20 protein-coding genes are annotated in these 20,071 nt (G+C 67.4%); 3 read left to right on the forward strand and 17 right to left on the reverse strand.

Annotated features, from left to right (window positions below):
* Positions 1–23: 23 nt before the first annotated feature.
* From RZE77_RS17690 to glpD, 16 genes are all read right to left on the reverse strand, one after another.
* Positions 24–527 carry a hypothetical protein gene (locus RZE77_RS17690; protein ID WP_319438575.1) on the reverse strand — a complete coding sequence of 168 codons (504 nt, stop codon included), beginning with the start codon at positions 525–527 and terminating at the stop codon, positions 24–26.
* Positions 524–1,603 carry a beta-ketoacyl synthase N-terminal-like domain-containing protein gene (locus tag RZE77_RS17695; RefSeq protein ID WP_319438576.1) on the reverse strand — a complete coding sequence of 360 codons (1,080 nt, stop codon included), beginning with the start codon at positions 1,601–1,603 and terminating at the stop codon, positions 524–526. Before RZE77_RS17695 ends, RZE77_RS17690 begins: the two co-directional genes overlap by 4 nt.
* Positions 1,600–1,878 (reverse strand): acyl carrier protein, encoded by a 279-nt coding sequence (locus RZE77_RS17700; RefSeq protein WP_124961133.1) that lies wholly within the window; start codon positions 1,876–1,878, stop codon positions 1,600–1,602. Before RZE77_RS17700 ends, RZE77_RS17695 begins: the two co-directional genes overlap by 4 nt.
* Positions 1,872–3,029 carry an ABC transporter permease gene (locus tag RZE77_RS17705; RefSeq protein ID WP_319438577.1) on the reverse strand — a complete coding sequence of 386 codons (1,158 nt, stop codon included), beginning with the start codon at positions 3,027–3,029 and terminating at the stop codon, positions 1,872–1,874. Before RZE77_RS17705 ends, RZE77_RS17700 begins: the two co-directional genes overlap by 7 nt.
* Before the next feature lie 8 nt (positions 3,030–3,037).
* The gene (locus RZE77_RS17710; RefSeq protein ID WP_319438578.1) at positions 3,038–3,946 is read right to left on the reverse strand and encodes an ABC transporter ATP-binding protein; all 909 of its coding nucleotides are present in this window, start codon (positions 3,944–3,946) and stop codon (positions 3,038–3,040) included.
* A gap of 347 nt (positions 3,947–4,293) precedes the next feature.
* On the reverse strand, positions 4,294–5,274 hold the full coding sequence (locus RZE77_RS17715) for a BtrH-related acyltransferase DarH (protein ID WP_319438579.1): 981 nt from the start codon (positions 5,272–5,274) through the stop codon (positions 4,294–4,296).
* On the reverse strand, positions 5,271–5,666 hold the full coding sequence (locus RZE77_RS17720; protein WP_319426683.1) for a DarG family dialkylresorcinol biosynthesis protein: 396 nt from the start codon (positions 5,664–5,666) through the stop codon (positions 5,271–5,273). The genes RZE77_RS17715 and RZE77_RS17720 overlap by 4 nt, the downstream gene beginning before the upstream one ends.
* A 35-nt stretch (positions 5,667–5,701) precedes the next feature.
* Positions 5,702–6,835: a beta-ketoacyl-ACP synthase III gene (locus RZE77_RS17725; protein ID WP_319438580.1), complete on the reverse strand. Its 1,134-nt coding sequence runs from the start codon at positions 6,833–6,835 to the stop codon at positions 5,702–5,704.
* On the reverse strand, positions 6,825–7,805 hold the full coding sequence (locus tag RZE77_RS17730; RefSeq protein WP_319438581.1) for a dialkylrecorsinol condensing enzyme: 981 nt from the start codon (positions 7,803–7,805) through the stop codon (positions 6,825–6,827). The genes RZE77_RS17725 and RZE77_RS17730 overlap by 11 nt, the downstream gene beginning before the upstream one ends.
* A gap of 162 nt (positions 7,806–7,967) precedes the next feature.
* Entirely contained in the window at positions 7,968–9,698 is a 1,731-nt protein-coding gene (locus RZE77_RS17735; protein ID WP_319438582.1) for an ABC transporter substrate-binding protein, read from the reverse strand.
* 91 nt (positions 9,699–9,789) lie between these two features.
* Positions 9,790–10,098: a DUF2160 domain-containing protein gene (locus tag RZE77_RS17740; RefSeq protein ID WP_319438583.1), complete on the reverse strand. Its 309-nt coding sequence runs from the start codon at positions 10,096–10,098 to the stop codon at positions 9,790–9,792.
* A gap of 16 nt (positions 10,099–10,114) precedes the next feature.
* Positions 10,115–10,927, reverse strand: a complete 813-nt coding sequence (locus RZE77_RS17745; protein WP_018907388.1) for a carbohydrate ABC transporter permease — start codon at positions 10,925–10,927, stop codon at positions 10,115–10,117.
* A 322-nt stretch (positions 10,928–11,249) separates the two neighbouring features.
* Entirely contained in the window at positions 11,250–12,140 is an 891-nt protein-coding gene (locus RZE77_RS17750) for a carbohydrate ABC transporter permease (RefSeq protein WP_319438584.1), read from the reverse strand.
* 61 nt (positions 12,141–12,201) lie between these two features.
* Complete coding sequence (locus tag RZE77_RS17755) at positions 12,202–13,272, reverse strand: ABC transporter ATP-binding protein (RefSeq protein WP_319438585.1); 1,071 nt, start codon at positions 13,270–13,272, stop codon at positions 12,202–12,204.
* A gap of 158 nt (positions 13,273–13,430) precedes the next feature.
* Positions 13,431–14,492: an ABC transporter ATP-binding protein gene (locus tag RZE77_RS17760; RefSeq protein ID WP_319438586.1), complete on the reverse strand. Its 1,062-nt coding sequence runs from the start codon at positions 14,490–14,492 to the stop codon at positions 13,431–13,433.
* Positions 14,492–16,165 (reverse strand): glycerol-3-phosphate dehydrogenase, encoded by a 1,674-nt coding sequence (glpD, locus tag RZE77_RS17765; protein WP_319438587.1) that lies wholly within the window; start codon positions 16,163–16,165, stop codon positions 14,492–14,494. The genes RZE77_RS17760 and glpD overlap by 1 nt, the downstream gene beginning before the upstream one ends.
* 121 nt (positions 16,166–16,286) lie before the next feature.
* Here glpD and RZE77_RS17770 point away from each other — a divergent pair, with 121 nt between their 5' ends.
* On the forward strand, positions 16,287–17,054 hold the full coding sequence (locus RZE77_RS17770) for a DeoR/GlpR family DNA-binding transcription regulator (RefSeq protein ID WP_018907393.1): 768 nt from the start codon (positions 16,287–16,289) through the stop codon (positions 17,052–17,054).
* A gap of 369 nt (positions 17,055–17,423) precedes the next feature.
* Complete coding sequence (gene glpK, locus RZE77_RS17775; RefSeq protein ID WP_319438588.1) at positions 17,424–18,917, forward strand: glycerol kinase GlpK; 1,494 nt, start codon at positions 17,424–17,426, stop codon at positions 18,915–18,917.
* Positions 18,918–18,920: 3 nt separating this feature from the next.
* Here the strand turns inward: glpK and RZE77_RS17780 are convergent, their stop codons facing one another.
* On the reverse strand, positions 18,921–19,382 hold the full coding sequence (locus tag RZE77_RS17780; RefSeq protein WP_319438589.1) for an SH3 domain-containing protein: 462 nt from the start codon (positions 19,380–19,382) through the stop codon (positions 18,921–18,923).
* 206 nt (positions 19,383–19,588) lie between these two features.
* On the opposite strand from RZE77_RS17780, the gene RZE77_RS17785 reads away from it, so the two are divergent.
* Positions 19,589–20,041, forward strand: a complete 453-nt coding sequence (locus tag RZE77_RS17785) for a hypothetical protein (protein ID WP_319438590.1) — start codon at positions 19,589–19,591, stop codon at positions 20,039–20,041.
* Positions 20,042–20,071 lie beyond the last annotated feature (30 nt).

The following is a 20,071-nucleotide window of genomic DNA, read 5'->3' on the forward strand; positions in this document are numbered from 1 at the left end:
TCCCGAGGCGGCCCTGCAATGCTTCAGGCCGGCACCAGCCGCCACCATTCGGAGCGCGGCTGCTCGCCGTTGCGCTCCTCTTCCACCACGCCGACCAGCAAGCCGGCGCTGCCGGCGCCGAGCTTCGAGAGCTGCAGCAGCTGCTGCGGATCGCGGCACAGCGCAAAGCTCGCGTCGCCCTGCCATTCGAGGCAGCGGCCGACCTCCGCCAGCATCAGCGCGGGCTGCCCCTGCATGAAAGTGAACGGCATCAGCATGCCGGCGTCGAGCTGCGCCAGGCCCGCATGCGTCGCGCCCCAGGCGCCGCGCAGGCTCGATACGCGCAGGCGCGCACCCGCGGGCAAGGCCGCCTCGCCCGCGGCATCGAGGCACTGCCGGGCCCCGAACATCGCAAGCTCGGTCCAGACGCCGACGCGCCGCGGCCGCCGGCCGAGCCGGTGCGCGAGCTGGTCGCGCCAGTCCGCAGGCAGCGGATCGGCCGAGAAGTGGGCGACGGTGCGCCATGCGGGGGCGGAACCGTCGTTCATCGGCCATCCTCCAGCACCAGCGAGGCGTGCCCGCCGCCGAAGCCGACCACGTTGAGCAGGATGTTGCGCAGACCGGAAGGCGCCTGCGTGCTCAGGGCAAGGCCGAGTTCATCGTCGATGGCATAGCCCGCCGACGGCCACACGCCAGCTTCGATGCAGCCAACCAGCAAGGCCAGCTCGGCGGCCCCCGATGCCCCCAGCGTGTGGCCGATCGCCGACTTGAGCGACACCAGCGGCGGCAGCGGATCGAAGACCTGCTTCAATGCCAGCGCCTCGATCGCATCGTTGACCGGGCTGCCCGCGGCCTGCACCTTGACCAGGCCGATGTCCTGCGGCCGCAGCCCGCTCTGCGCCAGCGCCTGATGGCACATCGCAAGCACCGCGCTGGCCTCGGTGCCCGAGGGATTGCGCCCGTCGACCACGTTGGCCCCGCCCGCAATGCGCCAGCGCGCCGCGCGCGAGCCAAGGCGCAATGCGGCCACCGCCTCGCCGAGCACCAGCCCGTTGCGCCCGGCGCCGAAGGGCCGCGCGCCGTCGGGCGAGAGCAGTTGCATCGCGCCGAAGCCGGCCACCGTGAAGCGGTTGCCGAGCTCGGCGCCGATCACCAGCGCCTCGTCGGCCTGCCCGCTTCGGATCAGGTCGCAAGCCGCGAGCACCGCATTGACCGCCGAGGTGCAGGCCGTGGAAATGGTGAAGACCGGCCCCTGCCAGTCGAGCGCAGCGGCCACGAGGCCGGCAAAGTCCTGCAGGTCGCCGCCCAGCCGCAGGTCCTGCACCGTGTGTTCCATGCCGCCGATGTCCAGCGAGGACGATGCGACGAAGAGCGGACCGGACCGTGCAACCGCTGTTCCTTCGTACGCCTGAGCGGCCACGCCGCGCACGACGCGCTCCAGGCGCTGCCGCCAGTCGCCCTCCTGCGGCGGCAGCATGTGGACCGGCCACTGCACGCCTTCCGAAACTGCGAGCGGCACGGGCCGCACGCCGCCGCGCGCCAGAGCCGCCACGGCGGTCGGAAGATCGTTGCCCAGCGTGCAGGCCAGGCCCATGCCGGCAAGGTACACGCCCGCACCGCTCATGCCTTGCCCGCTTGCACCAGGTGGTCGGCCAGATGGGCGATGGAAGTGAGCGCGCGGCGCGTTTCCTTGCTGTCGGGCATGCGCACGCCAAAGCGCTGCTGGATCGTCATCGACACCTGCAGCGCGTCGAGCGAATCGAGGTCGAGCCGGGCCTCGGGCCCGAACAGCGGCTCGTCGTCGCCAAGGCCGCCCGGCGGTGCGTCCTTTTCGACGGCCTCGAGCACCATGGCCTTCAGGCTGGCGATGAATTCAGCGGAATGGGAGTGGGTCACGATGCGCGCCTGCGAAACAGAAAGACGGCGAGAAGAAACATGGCGGCCGCAAATACCACGAGCCGGCCGACCTGCGGCAGCGTCTCGGCCACGCCGCCGCCGCGCAGCAGCACGGTGAGCAGCGCCTCCAGCCCCCAGTTCATCGGCGAGATCTCGACCAGCCGCTGCATGAAGCCCGGCATCACGAACTTGGGCACCATGATGCCGCCCGCCGCCGCCATCAGCACATTGACCATCGGTCCGATGGTGGCGGCCTGCGCATGGCTGCGCACCGCGCAGGCCAGTGCCAGCGACAGGCTCACCGCGGCCAGGCTCACGGCCGCCAGCGCCAGCACCAGCGCGCCCCAATGGATGCCCGCGAGCGAAAGCGCGTCGCCGCCAATCAGCGGCATCAGCCAGATGCCGGCGGCCAGCATCAGCACGGCCTGCAGCGCGTTGACGCCCAGGTAGGGCAGCGCCTTCGACATCAGCAGCATGACGCGCGACACGCCCAGGCTGCGCAGCCGGCCCAGCGCGCCCGAGCCGCGTTCCTGCACGAACAGGCTGGAGAGCGAAGCGACCACGAAGAACATGCCGAACACCAGCCATGCGGGCACGTTCTGCTGCACCGAGGTGGGCCGCGGCCCGGCGGTGGCATAGCGCTCGGCATTCACCAGCGCCTGGATCGATGCGCCCGGCGGCGGGCCCGAGGTACCGGGCACCGCCAGCGCCAGGCGCGCCTTCAGCTCGCCGGACGCGCCGACGAGTTCGGCGCGCAGCGCGTTGAACAGGTTGGCGTCGATGCCGGGCTCCGTCAGCAGCCGGATATGTGCCTGGGTCGACAGCGCGGCCGATTCGAGCTCCGCCGACAGTCCGGGCTCCAGCACGATCACGTACTTGAGAGTGCCGCTTCGCAGCTGCGCCTGCCAGTCGGCGTCGAGCGTCTTGGGCGCGCCGTGGCTGCGCTGCCAGATCTGCTGCAGCCATTGCGCGGGCGTGCCGGTGTCGCGCCGGTCGACCGCATAGCTCAGCTCCGCGAGCGGCGGCCGGTAGATGTCCTTCAGCGTGAGCGACATCAGCACGATGAAGACCATCGGCATCAGGAACAGCGCCGCCAGCCCGTGCATGTCGCGCACGAGTGCGAGCAGTTCCTTCTTGATGAGCGCCAAGAGCATGGGGTTCTTCAATCGCGCAGCGAGCGATGGGTGAGCGCCATGAAGAGCTGCTCGAGATCGTGGCGGCCGAACTCGGCGTGGCGCACCTCGATGCCTTCGGCTTCCAGGGCCTGCAGCACGGGGCCGGGGCCGGTGCCTTCGCGCAGGTGAATGCGCCAGTGCACGCCGCCCTGCTCCACCGTGCCGAAGCGCGAGAGCTTCTGCGCGTCGAGCCCGTCGGCCGCCAGCGTGAGCAGCATGGCGCTCTTCGACAGCAGTTCCTCGAGCGAGCCTTCGCGCAGCACGCGGCCATGGTCGAGGATGGCCACGCGGTCGGCAATGGCCTCGATCTCTTCCATGTAGTGCGAGGCATAGATCACCGCCGCGCCCTGCTGCGCCAGACTCTTGATGGCATCGAGGATGAAGGCGCGCGACTGCGGATCGACGCCCACCGTGGGCTCGTCGAACAGCATCAGCTCGGGCTCGGGCAGCAGTGCGATGGCCAGGTTGAGGCGGCGCTTGAGGCCGCCCGAGAGCCGCTCGGCGCGCACGCCGGCAAACTGTTCGAGCTGTGAAAAACGTGTGCAGGCCTCGATGCGCGCCTTCTTGCGCGCACCGGCGAGGCCGCCCGCCGCGGCAAAGCAGGCCAGGTTCTCGGCCACCGTGAGCATCGGATAGAAGGCCTGGTCCTGCGGCGCCACCGCGATGCGCGTGGGTGCCTTGGCGCGCACCTGCTGCAGCGGCTGGCCGTCGATGCGGATCTCACCCGACTGCACGGCCAGTGCACCCGACAGATGCGAGATCAGCGTGGTCTTTCCCGCGCCGTTGGGGCCGAGCAGTCCCATCACGCAGCCCCGGGGCACCGCAAGCGAGACATCGGCCAGCGCAGCCGCGTCGGCGTGCGGATAGCGGTGGCCTAGGTTCTTCAGTTCCAGCATCGGGCTGTGTCTTGTTCGGGGGGGTGCTGTTCGGGATGCGCTCCCGCCGACGGGGTACCTTGCTCCGCGAATGTCCCCCGGCCTGCGGCCTCCTCCTTGATTTCGCTGCGCAAGGCACCCCATCGGCGGGATCGTTGCGCAGAGCGGTTGTTGATCGCAGGATCAATAGCAGCGTGCCCCTGTGCACAGGGCATCGGGTGCTCCCCGCAGCGAAATAAAGGAGGAGGCGAAGCCGGGGGACATTCGCGGAGGGGAGTACCCGGTGGCCTGTGCACGCGCCCTGAACAGCAGCGCCCAGAAGCACGCACGCCAAACACAACGCGACGAACAGAAGAACAAGATCCCATTCAGGCGACAGCGGCCCTGAGGTCGCGAAAGAAGGTTTCTTCCTGCTGCGCCTGCTCGCGCAGCTTGTCGGCCAGCGCCACAGGATCGACCGGCTCGCGGCCCTTCACCATGCGCGCGGCCTTGAGTGCGAATGCGCGCCAATCGTCGCCGATGGCGATCAGCCGCTCGGACATCTGCTGCAGCTGCGGCTTGTCGAGCAGCTGCGCCGCCTCCTGCAGGAAGCCCGCGTAGATGAAGCGAAAGCCCGCCCCGCCCGTGCCGATTTCTTCCTGCATGCGCACCACGTGGCCGATGAAGTCGACGCTGCGCGGATCGCCCGGCGGCAGCTTCTGCATGCGCCTGGCGAGCGTGCGCATGCCGCGCACGCCGACGATCGGAACCGGCGCGAGCATGGTGCGCACCGTCTTGCGGATCGCCTTGGTCACCGACGCCGCATCGACCGTCTTGCGCTCGATGGCTTGCGGGTAGTACATGAGGCCCTTGGGCGCGAGCACGCCCTTGGCGAAGCGCGCACGCGAAAGATCGGCGCTGGCGCAGCGCACCGGCTCTTCGAACACCGGGTCGCTGATCAGGTAGTCGTCGCCCTCCTTGCCGTACACCAGCAGGTTGTGCGCATTGAAGTGGAAGCGCATGTTGGGCGGAAAGTACGGCAGCCAGTAGACCGAGGTCTGCAGCCCCACGATCTGCCCGCCCGCGAGCAGTGCATCGAGGCGCTGCGCGCCGGCCTCGGCGCTGCGGAAGGTCTCGAAGCGAAAGCGCGCGGCCATCGGCGCCAGCAGGCCCTTGATGATGGCCTTGGGCGGCATGCGGTACGAGATGAGAGGCAGGCCCGAGAGCTTGATGAACGGCAGGTAGGCGAACGACAGCGCCGACGACAGGCCGAGCGCCATGCTCTCGGTCATGGGCACGCCGTGGTGGCGCATGAGGTTCGAGATGACGCCGCTTTCGCAATGCGCCGCTTGCTGGTGTTCGAATTTCACGGCAGGCCCTGCAAGGTGGAAACGGGAAGTCCCAGCGCCTCGGAATAGCGCGCCAGATGCTTCTGGGGCAGCGCTGCGAAGTGCTTCGGCTTCAGGTGGCGCCGCACGCGCCATTGCCAGAAGCCGCTGGTCTGCGAGAGCAGCGCCACGTCCATGCGGCGCTCGTACATCCAGAATTCGAGCGGCGACGCGAGTCCCCGGGCCGCGCGTTCCTTCGCGTCCCGGGCCTGCTCGACGAGCACGTCGACCGCATGGCTGGTGACGATTTCCTCCGCCTCCCAGCCGCGCGAGCGGGTGGTGACCACGCGGCCCTGCGCGTCGCGCGCGTACATGAGCTTGGCGTGGCCGTCGAGGGTGGCGTTGCCTTCTTGCGGAACAGCGTCGAGGTCCATGTCAGGCCTCCCGGCGAGTTGTGGCGTGGTTCATGTCACACGGCTTCCATGTAGATGAAGCCGCTCGAGAAGCGGCCGCTTTCGGGCACGAACATCAGCAGCTTGTGGCCGGGCTTGATGCGGCCCGAGCGGAACAGTTCGTCGAGCATGATGTAGGGGGATGCCGACCCGGTGTTGCCCTTGGTCGCGAGATTGCTGAACCAGCGCTCGCGCGGAATGGCAAAGCCCATCTGCTCGAGGCAGCGGCTCACGGGCTCGACGAAATAGCCGGACGACAGGTGCGGCAGGAACCAGTCGACGTCCGCAGCCTTCAGCCCGCGCTTCTCGACGATGGCCGCCAGCGGCTCGCCCAGCGTGGCGCGCACGATGTTCTCGTTGAGCAGGCGCACGTCCTGCTTGACCGCAAAGGTCGACTCGCGCCGCCAGTCTTCGGGGGCGATGCGCGCCCAGCCGTCGAGCCCGCCCTCGGCATTCTTGTCGGCGCCCGCGTACATGCACACCGGCAGCTCGTGCGCGGCGGAAGACAGGTCGATCCATTCCACGCGCAGCGACAGCGGGCCGCGCGGCTCGCGCTCGAGCAGCACCGCGCCGGCGCCGTCGGAAAGCATCCAGCGCAGGAAGTCTTTCTCGAAGGCGAGTTCCGGCCGCTCCTCGAGCGCCTGGAGCTTGTGCTCGAGCTCGGCTTCGAACCTGGAGCCGCGCATCACGGCCGAGGCCAGTTCCGAGCCGGTGGCCACCGCGCGCCGCGCATCGCCCGAGCGCACCGAGAGCCAAGCGTGCTTGAGCGCCGTGGTGCCCGCCAGGCAGATGCCCGCGCAAGCCACCACTTCGAGGCGCGGCCAGCCGAGCTCGCCGTGCACCATCACCGCGTGGTTGGGCATCAGCTGGTCGGGCAGCGAGGTGCCGGTGGCGAGGCAGTCCACCGGGCCGATGTCGCCGAGCGCCCGGATGGCCTCGGCGGTGAGCTGCGCATTGCTCATGGCGAGCCGGCCGGTGGCCCGGTCGATCGCATAGTGGCGCGACTGGATGCCGTTGCTGCGAAGAATCAGCCGCCGCGCGCGCGAGGCCTTGCCGCCGATGCGGCCGAGGACGTCTTCGATGTCTTCATTGCTGACCGGGGAAAAGGGCAGGAAGGCGGCGGTGCGGGTCAGGAAGACTTCAGTCGTCATAGAGGGGGAAACGGTCCGTGGCCGAGCCCGAAGGGCGTTCGAAGCTGGCTGTCATTTTAGTCAGCCACCCCTTGAACAACGGCCGCAGCAGCGCCTGGAGGGTCAAGCTCACCGGCACGACCGTGACAATGAGCACGAGCAGGAACACCACGTAGAGCAGCAGCAGCGGCTTGCGCTGCCAGGCGCCGGGCCGGCCCGCCGCCATGATCAGCTTGCCCCAGAGGAAAAAGCTGCGCGTGCCGGCCTTTTCGCTGATGAGGAGCCGCGCATCGGCCTGCACCGCACCCAGGCCCGCGAGCAGCGGCTGCGATCCGCGCTCCCGGTCGCCGTGCAGCGCCTCGCGCAGCGCCCGGCCGAAACGGCCCGCGCCCTGGATCTGTGCGTCGCTCAGGCCCGCATCGGGCATGCCCCAGAAACCGCGCTTGCGGCCCCAGATCAGCCAGGCCGGCGTGGTGAAGAAGGTGGCCAGCGTCGGGCCGGGATCGGTGAGCACCACGTTGTCGATCAGGCGCGCGCCCACCGCGTCGAGCAGGCCCTTGAGCTTTTCATGGGCGAGCAGCCACATGTTGCGGCAGGCAATGACCGTGACCACCGGCTTGCCCTCGAGCAGGCGCCGGGCCAGCGGATGCTTGAGAAAGGCGACGACCGGCTGCGACGGCGCCAGGAACCACACCTGGTAGGGCAGGATGACCAGGTCGAACTGCTCATCGCCCGTGAGCGAGAGCGGCGCCAGCGGCGGCGGCTTCATGTGGGCCGACTCCGGGAACGCGTCGAAGAAGGTCAGGAAGGGCCAGGGAAACGGGAAATCCGCCTCTGGGCGCAGGGTCTCGACGTGCACCGAAATCCCCGGATCGGCCCTGAGCGGCGCGACGATCTGCTCGGCGACGCTGCCGAGCTGGCCGGTCTGCGAATAGTGGATCACCAGGACACGCTTGATGCGCGCGGCGGGGCTGGAAATGCTTGAGTTCACGTGCTGGGGCAAGGCGGGGGCCGTCGAATGTAAGCCAACCGTAGCACTGGCGCATCTGCCATTGGTCATGCCGTCGCGTCGATCCCACGAATGGACGAAAAAAAGGGCCGCACCCTTTCGGCGCGGCCCTTCGTCAAACGCTGTTCGGCAAGAAGCAGCCGCTCAGCGCGCCTTGCCTTCCTTCCAGGCTGTCAGCATCTTGCTGTACTCGATGGTCTCGCCCTTGGGCTTCTCGTTGGCCAGCTTCTTCCACGGGGCGTTCTTGTCGCTCAGCCACTTGTTCGGATCGCCCTTGGCATTGAGCTTGGGCGCGCAATGGGCCATGCCGGCGCGCTGCAGGCGAGCCATCACGTTGTCCATCTCGTCGGCCAGGTTGTCCATCGCCTTCTGCGGGGTCTTCTCGCCCGTGACGGCCTCGGCCACGTTCTTCCACCAGAGCTGCGCGAGCTTCGGGTAGTCGGGCACGTTGGTGCCGGTGGGCGTCCAGGCCACGCGGGCCGGGCTGCGGTAGAACTCGACCAGGCCGCCGAGCTTGGGCGCCATGTCGGTCATCGCCTTGCTCTGGATGTCCGATTCGCGGATCGGCGTCAGGCCGACGATGGTCTTCTTGAGCGAGACGCTCTTGGACGTGACGAACTGGGCGTAGAGCCAGGCGGCGGCCGTCTTGTTGGCGTCGTGGCCGTTGAAGAACGACCACGAACCCACGTCCTGGTAGCCGTTCTGCATGCCCTGCTTCCAGTACGGGCCGTTCGGGCCGGGCGCCATGCGCCACTTGGGCGTGCCGTCCTCGTTCACCACGGGCAGGCCCTTCTTGGTCATGTCGGCCGTGAAGGCCGTGTACCAGAAGATCTGCTGCGCGATCTGGCCCTGCGCCGGCACCGGGCCGGATTCGCCGAAGGTCATGCCCATGGCTTCCTTGGGCGCGTACTTCTTCATCCAGTCGATGTACTTGGTGAGCGCGTACACGGCGGCCGGCGAATTGGTGGCGCCGCCGCGCGACACGGAGGCACCCACCGGCGTGCACTTGTCGTCAGCCACGCGGATGCCCCACTCGTCGATCGGCATGCCGTTGGGGTTGCCGATGTCGGCGGTGCCGGCCATCGAGAGCCATGCGTCGGTGAAGCGCCAGCCGAGCGACGGGTCCTTCTTGCCGTAGTCCATGTGGCCGTAGATCGGCTTGCCGTCGATGGTCTTGACGTCGACGCTGAAGAACTCGGCGATGTCTTCATACGCGCTCCAGTTGAGCGGCACGCCCAGGTCGTAGCCGTACTTGGCCTTGAACTTGTCCTTCAGGTCCTTGCGGTCGAACAGGTCGGCGCGGAACCAATAGAGGTTGGCAAACTGCTGGTCGGGCAGCTGGTAGAGCTTGCCGTCGGGCGCGGTGGTGAACTTCGTGCCGATGAAGTCCTTGATGTCCAGGCCCGGGTTGGTGAACTCCTTGCCTGCGCCGGCCATGTAGTCGGTCAGGTTCATCATCTTGCCGTAGCGGTAGTGCGTGCCGATCAGGTCGGAGTCGGAAATCCAGCCGTCGTAGATCGACTTGCCCGACTGCATCGAGGTCTGCAGCTTCTCGACCACGTCGCCTTCCTGGATCAGGTCGTGCTTCACCTTGATGCCGGTGATTTCCTCGAAGGCCTTGGCGAGCGTCTTCGATTCGTATTCATGCGTGGTGATGGTTTCCGACACCACCGAGATCTCCTTGACGCCCTTCGCCTGCAGCTTCTTGGCCGCATCGATGAACCACTTCATCTCGGCAGCCTGCTGGTCCTTGCTGAGCGTGGATGGCTGGAACTCGCTGTCGATCCATTTCTTGGCCTCGGGCTCTGCGGCCCATGCTCCCTGCGCGGCGAACACCGCCGCTGCCATTGCCAATGCCGTGTAGCGCATCTTCATGAATGTGTCTCCTCGGTTGAAAGCTTCCCCGGTTTTTTCGATCGCGGCTCCGGGGAGGCGGAGAGCCGGTCGCGTCTGAAAATCGTCGGGCTCAGCCCTTGCGCATCACCAGCGCCAGAAGAAACATAGACAGCACGAAGCTGATCCAGATCGAGGGCTCGGCTTCCAGGCTCATCCATTCCTGGAACTTGCCGGCCAGGCCGATGAAGGCCAGGTTCACGTAGGCAGCGGCCAGCAGCCCGATGAAGAGCCGGTCGCCACGCGTGGTGGCAATCGGCAGCCAGCCGCGCCGCATGGTGGTGGGCGACTTGAACTCCCACACCGTCATGCCGACCAGCATGAGCGCGATGCAGATGAAGAAAACGGCCACCGGGGTGGTCCAGACCATCCAGTCGAACATGTCTTTTCGCCTCCTCTTAAACGCGGCCCATCGCGAAACCCTTGGCGATGTAGTGGCGCACGAACCAGATCACGATCGCGCCCGGCACGATGGTGAGCACACCGGCGGCGGCCAGCGTGGCCCAGTCCATGCCGGAGGCACTCACGGTGCGCGTCATCGTCGCGACGATGGGCTTGGCGTTCACGCTGGTGAGCGTGCGCGCGAGCAGCAGCTCGACCCAGCTGAACATGAAGCAGAAGAACGCCGCCACGCCCACGCCGGCCTTGATGAGCGGCAGGAAGATCTTCACGAAGAAGCGCGGGAACGAGTAGCCGTCGATGTAGGCTGTCTCGTCGATCTCGCGCGGGATGCCGCTCATGAAGCCTTCGAGGATCCACACCGCCAGCGGCACGTTGAACAGCAGGTGCGCGAGCGCCACGCCCAGGTGGGTGTCCATGAGCCCGACGGTGCTGTAGAGCTGGAAGAACGGCAGCAGGAACACCGCGGGCGGGGTCATGCGGTTGGTCAGCAGCCAGAAGAAGACGTGCTTGTCGCCCAGGAACGAATAGCGCGAGAACGCGTAGGCCGCCGGCAGCGCCACGGTGAGCGAGATCACGGTGTTGATGGCCACGTAGATCAGGCTGTTGATGTAGCCCGAGTACCACGACTCGTCGGTGAAGATGCGCGCGTAGTTGGCCCAGGTGAGCTCGTGCGGAAAGAACGAGAAGCTGGAGACGATTTCCTCGTTCGTCTTGAAGCTCATGTTGACCATCCAGTAGATGGGCAGCAGCGCGAACAGGATGTACAGCACCAGGAAGATGCTGCGTTTGCGGAATCTCTTATCGTTCATGTCGGTTGCTCCACGGCATGTTGCTGCTTTTTCTTGGCGCTCTCGTTCAGGGCGGGTGCACAGGCCACCGGGTACTCCCCTCCGCGAATGTCCCCCGCCCTTCGGGCTCCTCCTTTATTTCGCTGCGGGGAGTACCCGATGCCCTGTGCACGAGGGCACGCTCGTTGTGCATCGCTGATCAACGACCGCTCTGAATCACGCTCCCGCCGATGGGGTGCCTTGCGCAGCGAAATCAAGGGGGAGGCCGCAGGCCGGAGGACATTCGCGGAGCAAGGTACCCCGTCGGCGGGAGCGCGCCCTGAATAGGAGGACCAGGAACAAGTCATTTCTCGACCTCGACTTCCTGTGTCCCGACCCGCTGCATCCAGTTGTAGAGCACGAAGCAGAACAACAGGATGATCAGGAAATAGATCAGCGAGAACGCGGCCGCCGGCCCCAGGTCGAACTGCCCCACGGCCTTCTGCGTGAGGTACTGGCTCAGGAAGGTGGTGGCGTTGCCCGGCCCGCCGCCCGTCAGGACGAAGGGCTCGGTGTAGATCATGAAGCTGTCCATGAAGCGCAGCAGCACCGCGATCATCAGCACGCCGCGCATCTTCGGCAGCTGGATGTAGCGGAACACCGCGAACTTGCTCGCACCGTCGATCCGCGCGGCCTGGTAGTAGGCATCGGGAATCGAGCGCAGGCCGGCAAAGCACAGCAGCGCCACCAGCGGCGTCCAGTGCCACACGTCCATCACCAGCACCGTGAGCCACGCGTCTGTCGCGCTGCCCGTGTAGTTGTAGTCGATACCCAGCTTCTGCAGCGCATGGCCCAGGAGGCCGATGTCGGCACGGCCGTAGATCTGCCAGATGGTGCCGACCACGTTCCACGGAATCAGCAGCGACAGCGCCACCACCACCAGCACCGCCGAAGACTTCCAGCCCTTGGCCGGCATCGACAGCGCCAGGCAGATGCCCAGCGGAATCTCCACCAGCAGCACCGACAGCGAAAAGCCCAGCTGGCGCCACAGCGCCTGGTGCAGCTCGTCGTCGCGCATCACCGAGGCGAACCACTCGGTGCCGACGAACACGCGGCGGTCGGGCGAGATGATGTCCTGCACCGAATAGTTGACCACCGTCATCAGCGGCACGATGGCCGAGAAGGCCACGCAGATCAGCACCGGCAGCACGAGCCACCAGGCCTTCTGGTTGATGGGCTTGTTGGTTGCGTTCATTGAAGTACCTCCGTGCTCCGCACTGCGGTGCGAGCTTGCTTGGGGCGGCCCGGCGCTGCGCTCATGCGACCAGCTCCTCGTCCTTGTAGTAGCAGGTGTGGGTGTCGAGCACCCGCAGCCACACGGTGTCGCCCACTGCCGGCGGCTGGTCGTCCGAGTGCAGGCGCACCTTGACCACGCCGCCATCGACCTCGGCGCTCAGCATGGCGTGCGTGCCGACGTCCTGCACCTGCTTCACCACGGCCGGCACGGCGCCGGCGGCGCCCGCGTTCGACAGGCGCAGGTACTCGGGCCGGATGCCGATCTTGAGTGCGCCCTGCGGCAGTTCGCGCGTCGGCACGAGCGGCGTGCCCGCCACCTCGAGCGCACCGTTCGCGTTCTTCGCAGAAAGAAAGTTCATGCCCGGCGAGCCGATGAAGTGGCCGACGAAGGTATGCGCCGGCCGCTCGAAGAGCGCCTCGGCGCTGCCCACCTGCACGGCCTTGCCGCGCGTCATCACCACCACCTCTTCGGCGAAGGTGAGCGCCTCGACCTGGTCGTGCGTCACGTAGATCAGCGTGAGCTTGAGCTCGCGGTGGATCTGCTTGAGCTTGCGGCGCAGCTGCCACTTGAGGTGCGGATCGATCACCGTCAGCGGCTCGTCGAACAGCACGGCCGAGACGTCGCTGCGCACCAGGCCTCGGCCGAGCGAGATCTTCTGCTTGGCATCGGCCGCAAGGCCCGAGGCGCGCTGGTTCAGCTGGCCGCTCATGTCGAGCATCTCGGCAATCTCGCCGACGCGCTTCCTGATCTGGTCTTCGGGCACCTTGCGGTTGCGCAGCGGAAACGCAAGGTTCTCGGCCACGGTCATGGTGTCGTAGATCACCGGAAACTGGAACACCTGCGCGATGTTGCGTTCCTGCGGCGTGGCGCGCGTCATGTCGCGGCCATCGAAGGTCACCGTGCCCTGCGAGGGCACCAGCAGGCCCGAGATGATGTTGAGCATGGTCGTCTTGCCACAGCCCGAGGGGCCGAGCAAGGCGTACGCGCCACCATCGCGGAAGCTCATCTTGAGCGGCAGCAGCGCATAGTCGCTGTCCTGCTTCGGGTTGGGACGGTAGGCGTGGGCCAGGTCGAGATCGATGCGTGCCATGTCAGCTCTCCTTCACGCTTCCGCGCGATACGCAATCACTGAAACAATCGATATCTTTTCGCGGAACACCGCGGAACCGGCTTTGCCGGGCCGCTGGTGTTGCCCCCTGGAAGGGGGTTGGCGAAGCGACACGAAGTGCGCGAAGACTGGGGGTCATCCTATTTCTCCGGCGCGAGCGCCAGCTTTTCGCCGGCATCGAACACATAGGCTTGCGAGGCGCTGAAGTACAGCGTGATTGGCGCGCCCAGCTCGAAGCGGTGCACGCCGGTGAGCTGCGCCACCAGTTCGCCGACCGCCGTCTCGACGTGCACGAAGGTGTCGGAGCCCGAGATCTCGGCCAGCTCCACCTTGCCGGGCAAGGCGATGTCGCCCTCCCCCGCGTCCACGTTCAATGCACTCGCGCGCAGGCCGACCGTGACCGCGCCCGAAGCGCTTTCAGGCACCGCCAGCGCCAGCGACGGTCCGCCTGCGAGCTGCACGCGGCCGGGCGTTGCGGTGCCGGCCAACAGGTTCATCGGCGGATCGCTGAAGGCGCGCGCCACACGCAGCGATTGCGGCGCATGGAACACCTCGGCGGTCGGGCCGTATTGCAGCAGTTCGCCCTCGTCCATCACGGCCGTGTAGCCGCCCAGCAGCAACGCCTCGCCGGGTTCGGTGGTGGCGTAGATCACCGTCGAATCGCCGGTGGCGAACAGCTGCGTGAGCTCTTCGCGCAGGCCTTCGCGCAGCTTGTAGTCGAGGTTCACCAGCGGTTCGTCGAGCAGCATCAGCGGCGCGTTCTTGGCCAGCGCGCGCGCGAGCGCCACGCGCTGCTGCTGCCCGCCCGACAGCTCGGCCGGCAGGCGGTCGAGGAACATGCCGATGTGCAGCTTGTCGGCCAGCGCCTTCACGCGCGCCTCGACGTTCTTCTCGCCGCGCAGCCGGAGCGGCGAGGCGATGTTGTCGGCCACCGTGAGCGATGGATAGTTGATGAACTGCTGGTACACCATGGCCACGTTGCGCTCGCGCACCGGCATGCCGGTCACGTCCTTGCCGTCGACCAGCACGCGGCCGGTGCTGGGCGTGTCGAGTCCCGCCATCAGGCGCATCAGGCTGGTCTTGCCGGCCTGCGTGGCGCCCAGCAGCACGGTGACCGCGCCGCTCCTGGGCGCGATGTCCTGTTCGTAGAGCCACGTCTGCGCGCCAACCTTCTTGGTGACGCGCTCCAGAGTCAATTGCATCAGCGCTCCCCGTTGATCATGTAGCTGTTGTTGGTGGTGCGCGCCTGCAGCCAGGCGGCCACCTGCCGGCGCTCTTCGGCCGTGTAGCGCAGGCCGAGCTTCGACCGGCGCCAGAGCACGTCGTCGGCGCTCACGGCCCACTCGTTCTCCTGCAGAAAGCGCAGCTCGCGCTCGTGGAGCCCCGGCGCCACGGCCTCGCCCATGTCTTCCATGGACTTGGCATCGCCGAGCAGCTCGGCCACGCGCGCGCCGTAGGCACGTGCCAGCCGGCGCGCGAGCCGCGCGTCCAGCCATGCATGGCGTGCCTGCACCGCGGCCACGAAGCGTTCGAAATCGTCGTCGGGCCGGGTGGCGGCGCCGATCCATGCGGAAAGATCACCGCCCGCCAGGAAGGCGCCATCGGTCCAGGGCGGACGCTGCGCGCTCGACTGGCCGAGCATCTTGCCGACCTCGTCGGCCGCGTCCTCGGCCAGCTTGCGAAAGGTGGTGATCTTGCCGCCCCACACCGACAGCAGCGGCGCCGCGGTGGTGTTCGACTCCAGCATGTAGTCGCGCGTGACGGCCGACGGATCGCCCGACGCATCGTCGAGCAGCGGGCGCACGCCCGAATAGGTCCAGACCACGTCGGCCGGCTTGACCGGCTTGTCGAAATAGCGGCTCGCCTGCAGGCAGAGGTAGGCGATTTCCTCCTCGGCGATGCACGCCGCGCCGGGATCGTCGCCGTTCAGCTCGATGTCGGTGGTGCCGATCAGCGTGAACTCGTCCTGGTAGGGAATCGCGAAGATGATCCGCTTGTCGGGGTTCTGGAAGATGTAGGCATGGTCGTGCTCGAACAGGCGCGGCACCACGATGTGGCTGCCCTTGACCAGCCGCAGGTGCCGCGTGGCCAGCGGCTCGCCCTTGGCCGACTGCGCCACGCCGCGCAGGAACGATTCCGCCCACGGCCCCGCGGCATTGACCACGGCGCGCGCGCGCACCACGCGGATGCCGCCGTCCGCGGCTTCGAGCATGGCGGTCCAGCCATCGGCATCGCGCTGCGCATGGACGCAGCGGGTGCGCGTGAGCACCTCGGCGCCACGCGCCCTGGCGTCGATGGCGTTGAGCACCACGAGCCGCGCATCGTCGACCCAGCCGTCGGAATAGACGAAGCCGCGCTTGAACTGCGGCTTGAGCGGCGCGCCGGCCGCATGGCTGCGCAGGTCGATGCTGCGCGAGCCCGGCAGCACTTCGCGCCTGGCGAGATGGTCGTACATGAACAGGCCGATGCGGATCATCCAGGCCGGCCGCATCGAAGGGTCGTGCGGCATCACGAAGCGCAGCGGCCACATGATGTGCGGCGCGCTCTTGAGCAGCACCTCGCGCTCCTGCAGCGCCTTGCGCACGAGCGAGAACTCGTAGTACTCCAGGTAGCGCAGGCCGCCGTGGATCAGCTTGGTGGACGACGACGAGGTGTGCGAGGCGAGATCGTCCTTCTCGCACAGCACCACGCGCCAGCCCCGTCCGGCCAGGTCGCGCGCAATGCCGCAGCCGTTGATGCCGCCGCCGACGATCAGCACGTCGCAATCGGTTGCCGGCGAAGGCGGATTGGAGGAGAAATCGCTCACAGAAGATGGGCCCGTTGGTTCATGACTTCGGTCACGGAAGGGCGCCATTGTATTTTCGCGTCTTTTCATTTGGATTCCTTTTGACGCGATTTTCCTCCGAGTTTTCCCTTAGTAAGATTCGTTTTCGTTCGTTTTAAAGTGGCACGGCCTGTACTCTCTGGAGAGTCTTCCCGCTTTCCACGACGTTTCTGTGAACTCCAATCCGCGCCAGATCAATCTTCTCGATACCGTGCGCACGCGCGGCTCGGTCACCGTCGAGCAACTGGCCGACATGCTGGGCGTCACGCTGCAGACGGTGCGGCGCGACGTGCAGCGGCTGGCCGACCAGGGATTGCTCACGCGCTTTCACGGCGGCGTGCGCGTGCCGAGCTCCACCACCGAGAACATCGGCTACCAGCAGCGCGAAACGCTGCACGCGGAGGGCAAGGCGCGCATCGCGCGGCGCGTGGCCGAGCTGGTGCCCAACGACTGCTCGCTGATCCTCAACATCGGCACCACCACCGAAGCCATCGCCAAGGCGCTGCTGCGCCACACGGGCCTGCGCGTGATCACCAACAACCTGAACGTGGCGACGATCCTGAGCGGCAACACCTCGTGCGAGGTGATCGTGGCGGGCGGCTCGGTGCGCCCGCGCGACCGCGCGATCGTGGGCGAGGCGACCATCGATTTCATCCGCCAGTTCAAGGTGGACATCGCGCTGATCGGCGTGTCGAGCATCGAGCCCGACGGGTCGCTGCGCGACTTCGACCTGCGCGAGGTGAAGGTGGCGCAGACCATCATCGCGCAGGGGCGCGAGGTCTGGCTGGCAGCGGACGCGAGCAAGTTCAACCGGCCCGCGATGATCCAGCTGGGCACGCTCTCGCAGATCGACCGCCTCTTCACCGACGCGGAGCCGCCGGCGCCTTTTGCCGATCTGCTGCATGCGGCGCAGGTTCGGCTCGAGATTGCGCGCGATTGAAGATGAAAACTTGCTTCTCTGTCGTGTTTGAGCTGCCTTGTTCAGGGCGCGATCCCGCCGACGGGGTACCTTGCTCCGCGAATGTCCTCCGGCCTTCGGCCTCCCCCTTGATTTCGCTGCGCAAGGCACCCCATCGGCGGGAGCGTTGGACAGAGCAGTCGTTGATCAGCGGTGCACCCAGAGCGTGCCCAGGTGCACAGAGCATCGGGTGCTCCCCGCAGCGAAATCAAGGAGGAGGGGGCGCAGCCCCCGGGGGACATTCGCGGAGGGGAGTACCCGATGCTCTGTGCACACGCCCTGAACAACAGCGCCAAGAACAACAGCGCCAAGAACAAATGACATGACCCGACCCCGAGGACCATTCAAGCCATGACCTACCTGCTCGCCCTCGACCAAGGCACCTCCAGCTCCCGCAGCATCGTGTTCGACCGCGAAGGCCGCATCGTCGCCATTGCGCAGAAGGAGCTCACGCAAATCTATCCGCGCCCCGGCTGGGTCGAGCACGACCCGATGGAGATCTGGCAGAGCCAGCTTGCCACCGCGCGCGACGTGCTCGCCAAGGCCAAGCTGCAGCCTGCGGACATCCACGCCATCGGCATCACCAACCAGCGCGAGACCACCCTGCTGTGGAACCGCAAGACCGGCCAGCCGGTGCACCACGCCATCGTCTGGCAGGACCGGCGCGCCGAGCCGATGTGCGCGCAGCTGCGCGAGCAAGGCATGACCACCACCATCCAGGAGAAGACCGGGCTCGTCATCGATGCCTATTTTTCCGGCACCAAGCTGCGCTGGCTGCTCGACAACGTGCCCGGCGCGCGCGCGCAGGCCGAGCGCGGCGAACTCGCCTTCGGCACCGTCGACAGCTGGCTCATGTGGCAGCTCACCGGCGGCAAGGTGCACGTGACCGACGTGAGCAACGCCTCGCGCACCATGCTCTTCAACGTGCACCGCAACGAATGGGATGCCGACCTGCTCAAGGCGCTCGACATTCCCGCCGCGCTCATGCCCAACGTGCAGCCCTCGAGCTCGCACTTTGCCGACACCGACGCGGCCCTGCTCGGCCGCGCGCTGCCCCTCGGCGGCGTGGCCGGCGACCAGCAGAGCGCCCTCTTCGGCCAGGCCTGCTTTGCGGCCGGCATGGCCAAGAACACCTACGGCACCGGCTGCTTCCTGCTGATGCACACGGGCGGCGAATTCCAGCCCTCGCACAACGGCCTGCTCGTGACCAGCGCCGCGCAGACCAGCGCCACGCCGCAGTACGCGATGGAAGGCAGCGTCTTCGTCGGCGGCGCCGTGGTGCAGTGGCTGCGCGATGGCCTGAAGGCCATCAAGGGCAGCGCCGAAGTGCAGTCGCTCGCCGAAAGCGTGCCCGACGCGGGCGGCGTGATGATGGTGCCGGCCTTCACCGGCCTGGGCGCGCCCTACTGGGACGCCGATGCGCGCGGCACCATCACCGGCCTCACGCGCGGAACCACGGTGGCGCACATCGCGCGCGCCGCGCTCGAGAGCATCGCCTACCAGAGCGCCGCGCTGCTGCAGGCCATGAGCCGCGACGCGGTGGCGGCCGGCGGCACACCCGTCGCCGAACTGCGCGTGGACGGCGGCGCCAGCGTGAACGACCTGCTGATGCAGTTCCAGGCCGACCTGCTGGGCATTCCCGTGGTGCGGCCCGAAGTGATCGAGACCACCGCGCTCGGCGCCGCCTACCTTGCGGGCCTTTCCACCGGCGTCTACAGCGACGCGCGGCAGCTGTCGAAGCTGTGGAAGGTGGAGCGGCGCTTCATGCCGACCATGGGCCGCGCGCAGGCCGAGGAGTCGATGGCGCGCTGGGAGCGCGCGGTGCGGCAGGCCACGGCGACCTGAGGCCTACCAGCCCCACACCAGGCGCCGCGCCACCCAGCCGGTGCCGCCGCCTTCATGCCGGACCTTGACCCAGCCGCCCCGGCGTTCGAGCGTGCGCAGCACGTCGCCATAGACCGCCCGCTTCACCACCGGGCTGCGCGTGCTCGGCGACCTGCGCAGCACGGCCACCTTCGCCTTCACCACGTGATGCGGCGTCCTGCTGGTCATCGGGCGGTAGACCCATGCCTTGTCGTTCTCGAAGTCGCTGACCCGCAGCCAGTCGCCCTTCCTGCCGATGACGCGGAACGGGTAGCCCTTGCCCACGGTCCAGTGCGCTTCGTAGCGCTGGCCCGGACCGGTGCGCATGTTCAGGGTCTTGGCCGCGGAACTGACCATCTGCCGCTCGGCGGCGAATGCGGACGGCAGTGCCATCCACGAGAGAACGAATGCGAGGAGCAGCGCGGGCAGTCGGCTGGATCTGAACATGGAGGGACGGTTCCTTTCTATCGGGCTTCACGAATATGTCCGGCGATGCCGGGCGAGCCCGTCTGGGCCTGTGAGGCGCAATAAGTTCCGTGGGGGATATCCCTGAGTCGCCGCGTGCGCCGTCCATCGACAAGCACGCCATGGCCGATACTTGCAGGATGTTGCCGAACGCAGCGCACCATGGCGCCCCATCCGCGTCCCCGCTCATGAGACGAGCCCTGAGCCTGTCGCTGCTTGCCTGCATCCTGGCATCAGGGTGCGGCGATCGCTATCCCATCGAAGACGCGCTGGACGACAGGCGCATGACCGCATCCGCCCACCTGAAGGCGCTCAATCGCTATCTGGCAGCAGGCGCGGGGAACAGACAGCTCGCAAAACAGGACAGCTGCCATCTCGTGCTGAAGAAATCCCGCAACGCGGACCCGGGCGAGCGCCTGGTCATCGCGCTGACGAACTCGCAGGTCGATATCGCTTCCGCCCCGGCGAATGACGGCCTGCGGGTCAAGGTGACGCAGTATCACGATGGCGTGCGCCGCGTATCGCTCAGGCTCGATGTCGAGAGCTGGTTCGACGCGGTGGCATGGCGGTCGCATTTCCAGCAACTGCAACTCAAGTGCAGAGACGCCAGGGAGCGGGCTGCCGCATCACCACCTGCCTGAAGCAGCAGCCGGGAACCTCGCCCCGTTGTC

It is taken from the genome of Variovorax sp. SPNA7, from assembly GCF_033807855.1.
Lineage (GTDB): Bacteria > Pseudomonadota > Gammaproteobacteria > Burkholderiales > Burkholderiaceae_C > Variovorax > Variovorax beijingensis.

Excerpts from the sequence above, each read along its gene's own strand:
- RZE77_RS17690 (WP_319438575.1), bottom strand. The coding sequence starts at position 527 with ATGAACGACGGTTCCGCCCCCGCATGGCGCACCGTCGCCCACTTCTCG.
- RZE77_RS17695 (WP_319438576.1), bottom strand. The coding sequence starts at position 1,603 with ATGAGCGGTGCGGGCGTGTACCTTGCCGGCATGGGCCTGGCCTGCACG.
- RZE77_RS17705 (WP_319438577.1), bottom strand. The coding sequence starts at position 3,029 with ATGCTCTTGGCGCTCATCAAGAAGGAACTGCTCGCACTCGTGCGCGAC.
- RZE77_RS17710 (WP_319438578.1), bottom strand. The coding sequence starts at position 3,946 with ATGCTGGAACTGAAGAACCTAGGCCACCGCTATCCGCACGCCGACGCG.
- RZE77_RS17720 (WP_319426683.1), bottom strand. The coding sequence starts at position 5,666 with ATGGACCTCGACGCTGTTCCGCAAGAAGGCAACGCCACCCTCGACGGC.
- RZE77_RS17725 (WP_319438580.1), bottom strand. The coding sequence starts at position 6,835 with ATGACGACTGAAGTCTTCCTGACCCGCACCGCCGCCTTCCTGCCCTTT.
- RZE77_RS17735 (WP_319438582.1), bottom strand. The coding sequence starts at position 9,698 with ATGAAGATGCGCTACACGGCATTGGCAATGGCAGCGGCGGTGTTCGCC.
- RZE77_RS17740 (WP_319438583.1), bottom strand. The coding sequence starts at position 10,098 with ATGTTCGACTGGATGGTCTGGACCACCCCGGTGGCCGTTTTCTTCATC.
- RZE77_RS17745 (WP_018907388.1), bottom strand. The coding sequence starts at position 10,927 with ATGAACGATAAGAGATTCCGCAAACGCAGCATCTTCCTGGTGCTGTAC.
- RZE77_RS17750 (WP_319438584.1), bottom strand. The coding sequence starts at position 12,140 with ATGAACGCAACCAACAAGCCCATCAACCAGAAGGCCTGGTGGCTCGTG.
- RZE77_RS17755 (WP_319438585.1), bottom strand. The coding sequence starts at position 13,272 with ATGGCACGCATCGATCTCGACCTGGCCCACGCCTACCGTCCCAACCCG.
- RZE77_RS17760 (WP_319438586.1), bottom strand. The coding sequence starts at position 14,492 with ATGCAATTGACTCTGGAGCGCGTCACCAAGAAGGTTGGCGCGCAGACG.
- glpD (WP_319438587.1), bottom strand. The coding sequence starts at position 16,165 with ATGAAAAGACGCGAAAATACAATGGCGCCCTTCCGTGACCGAAGTCAT.
- glpK (WP_319438588.1), top strand. The coding sequence starts at position 17,424 with ATGACCTACCTGCTCGCCCTCGACCAAGGCACCTCCAGCTCCCGCAGC.
- RZE77_RS17780 (WP_319438589.1), bottom strand. The coding sequence starts at position 19,382 with ATGTTCAGATCCAGCCGACTGCCCGCGCTGCTCCTCGCATTCGTTCTC.
- RZE77_RS17785 (WP_319438590.1), top strand. The coding sequence starts at position 19,589 with ATGAGACGAGCCCTGAGCCTGTCGCTGCTTGCCTGCATCCTGGCATCA.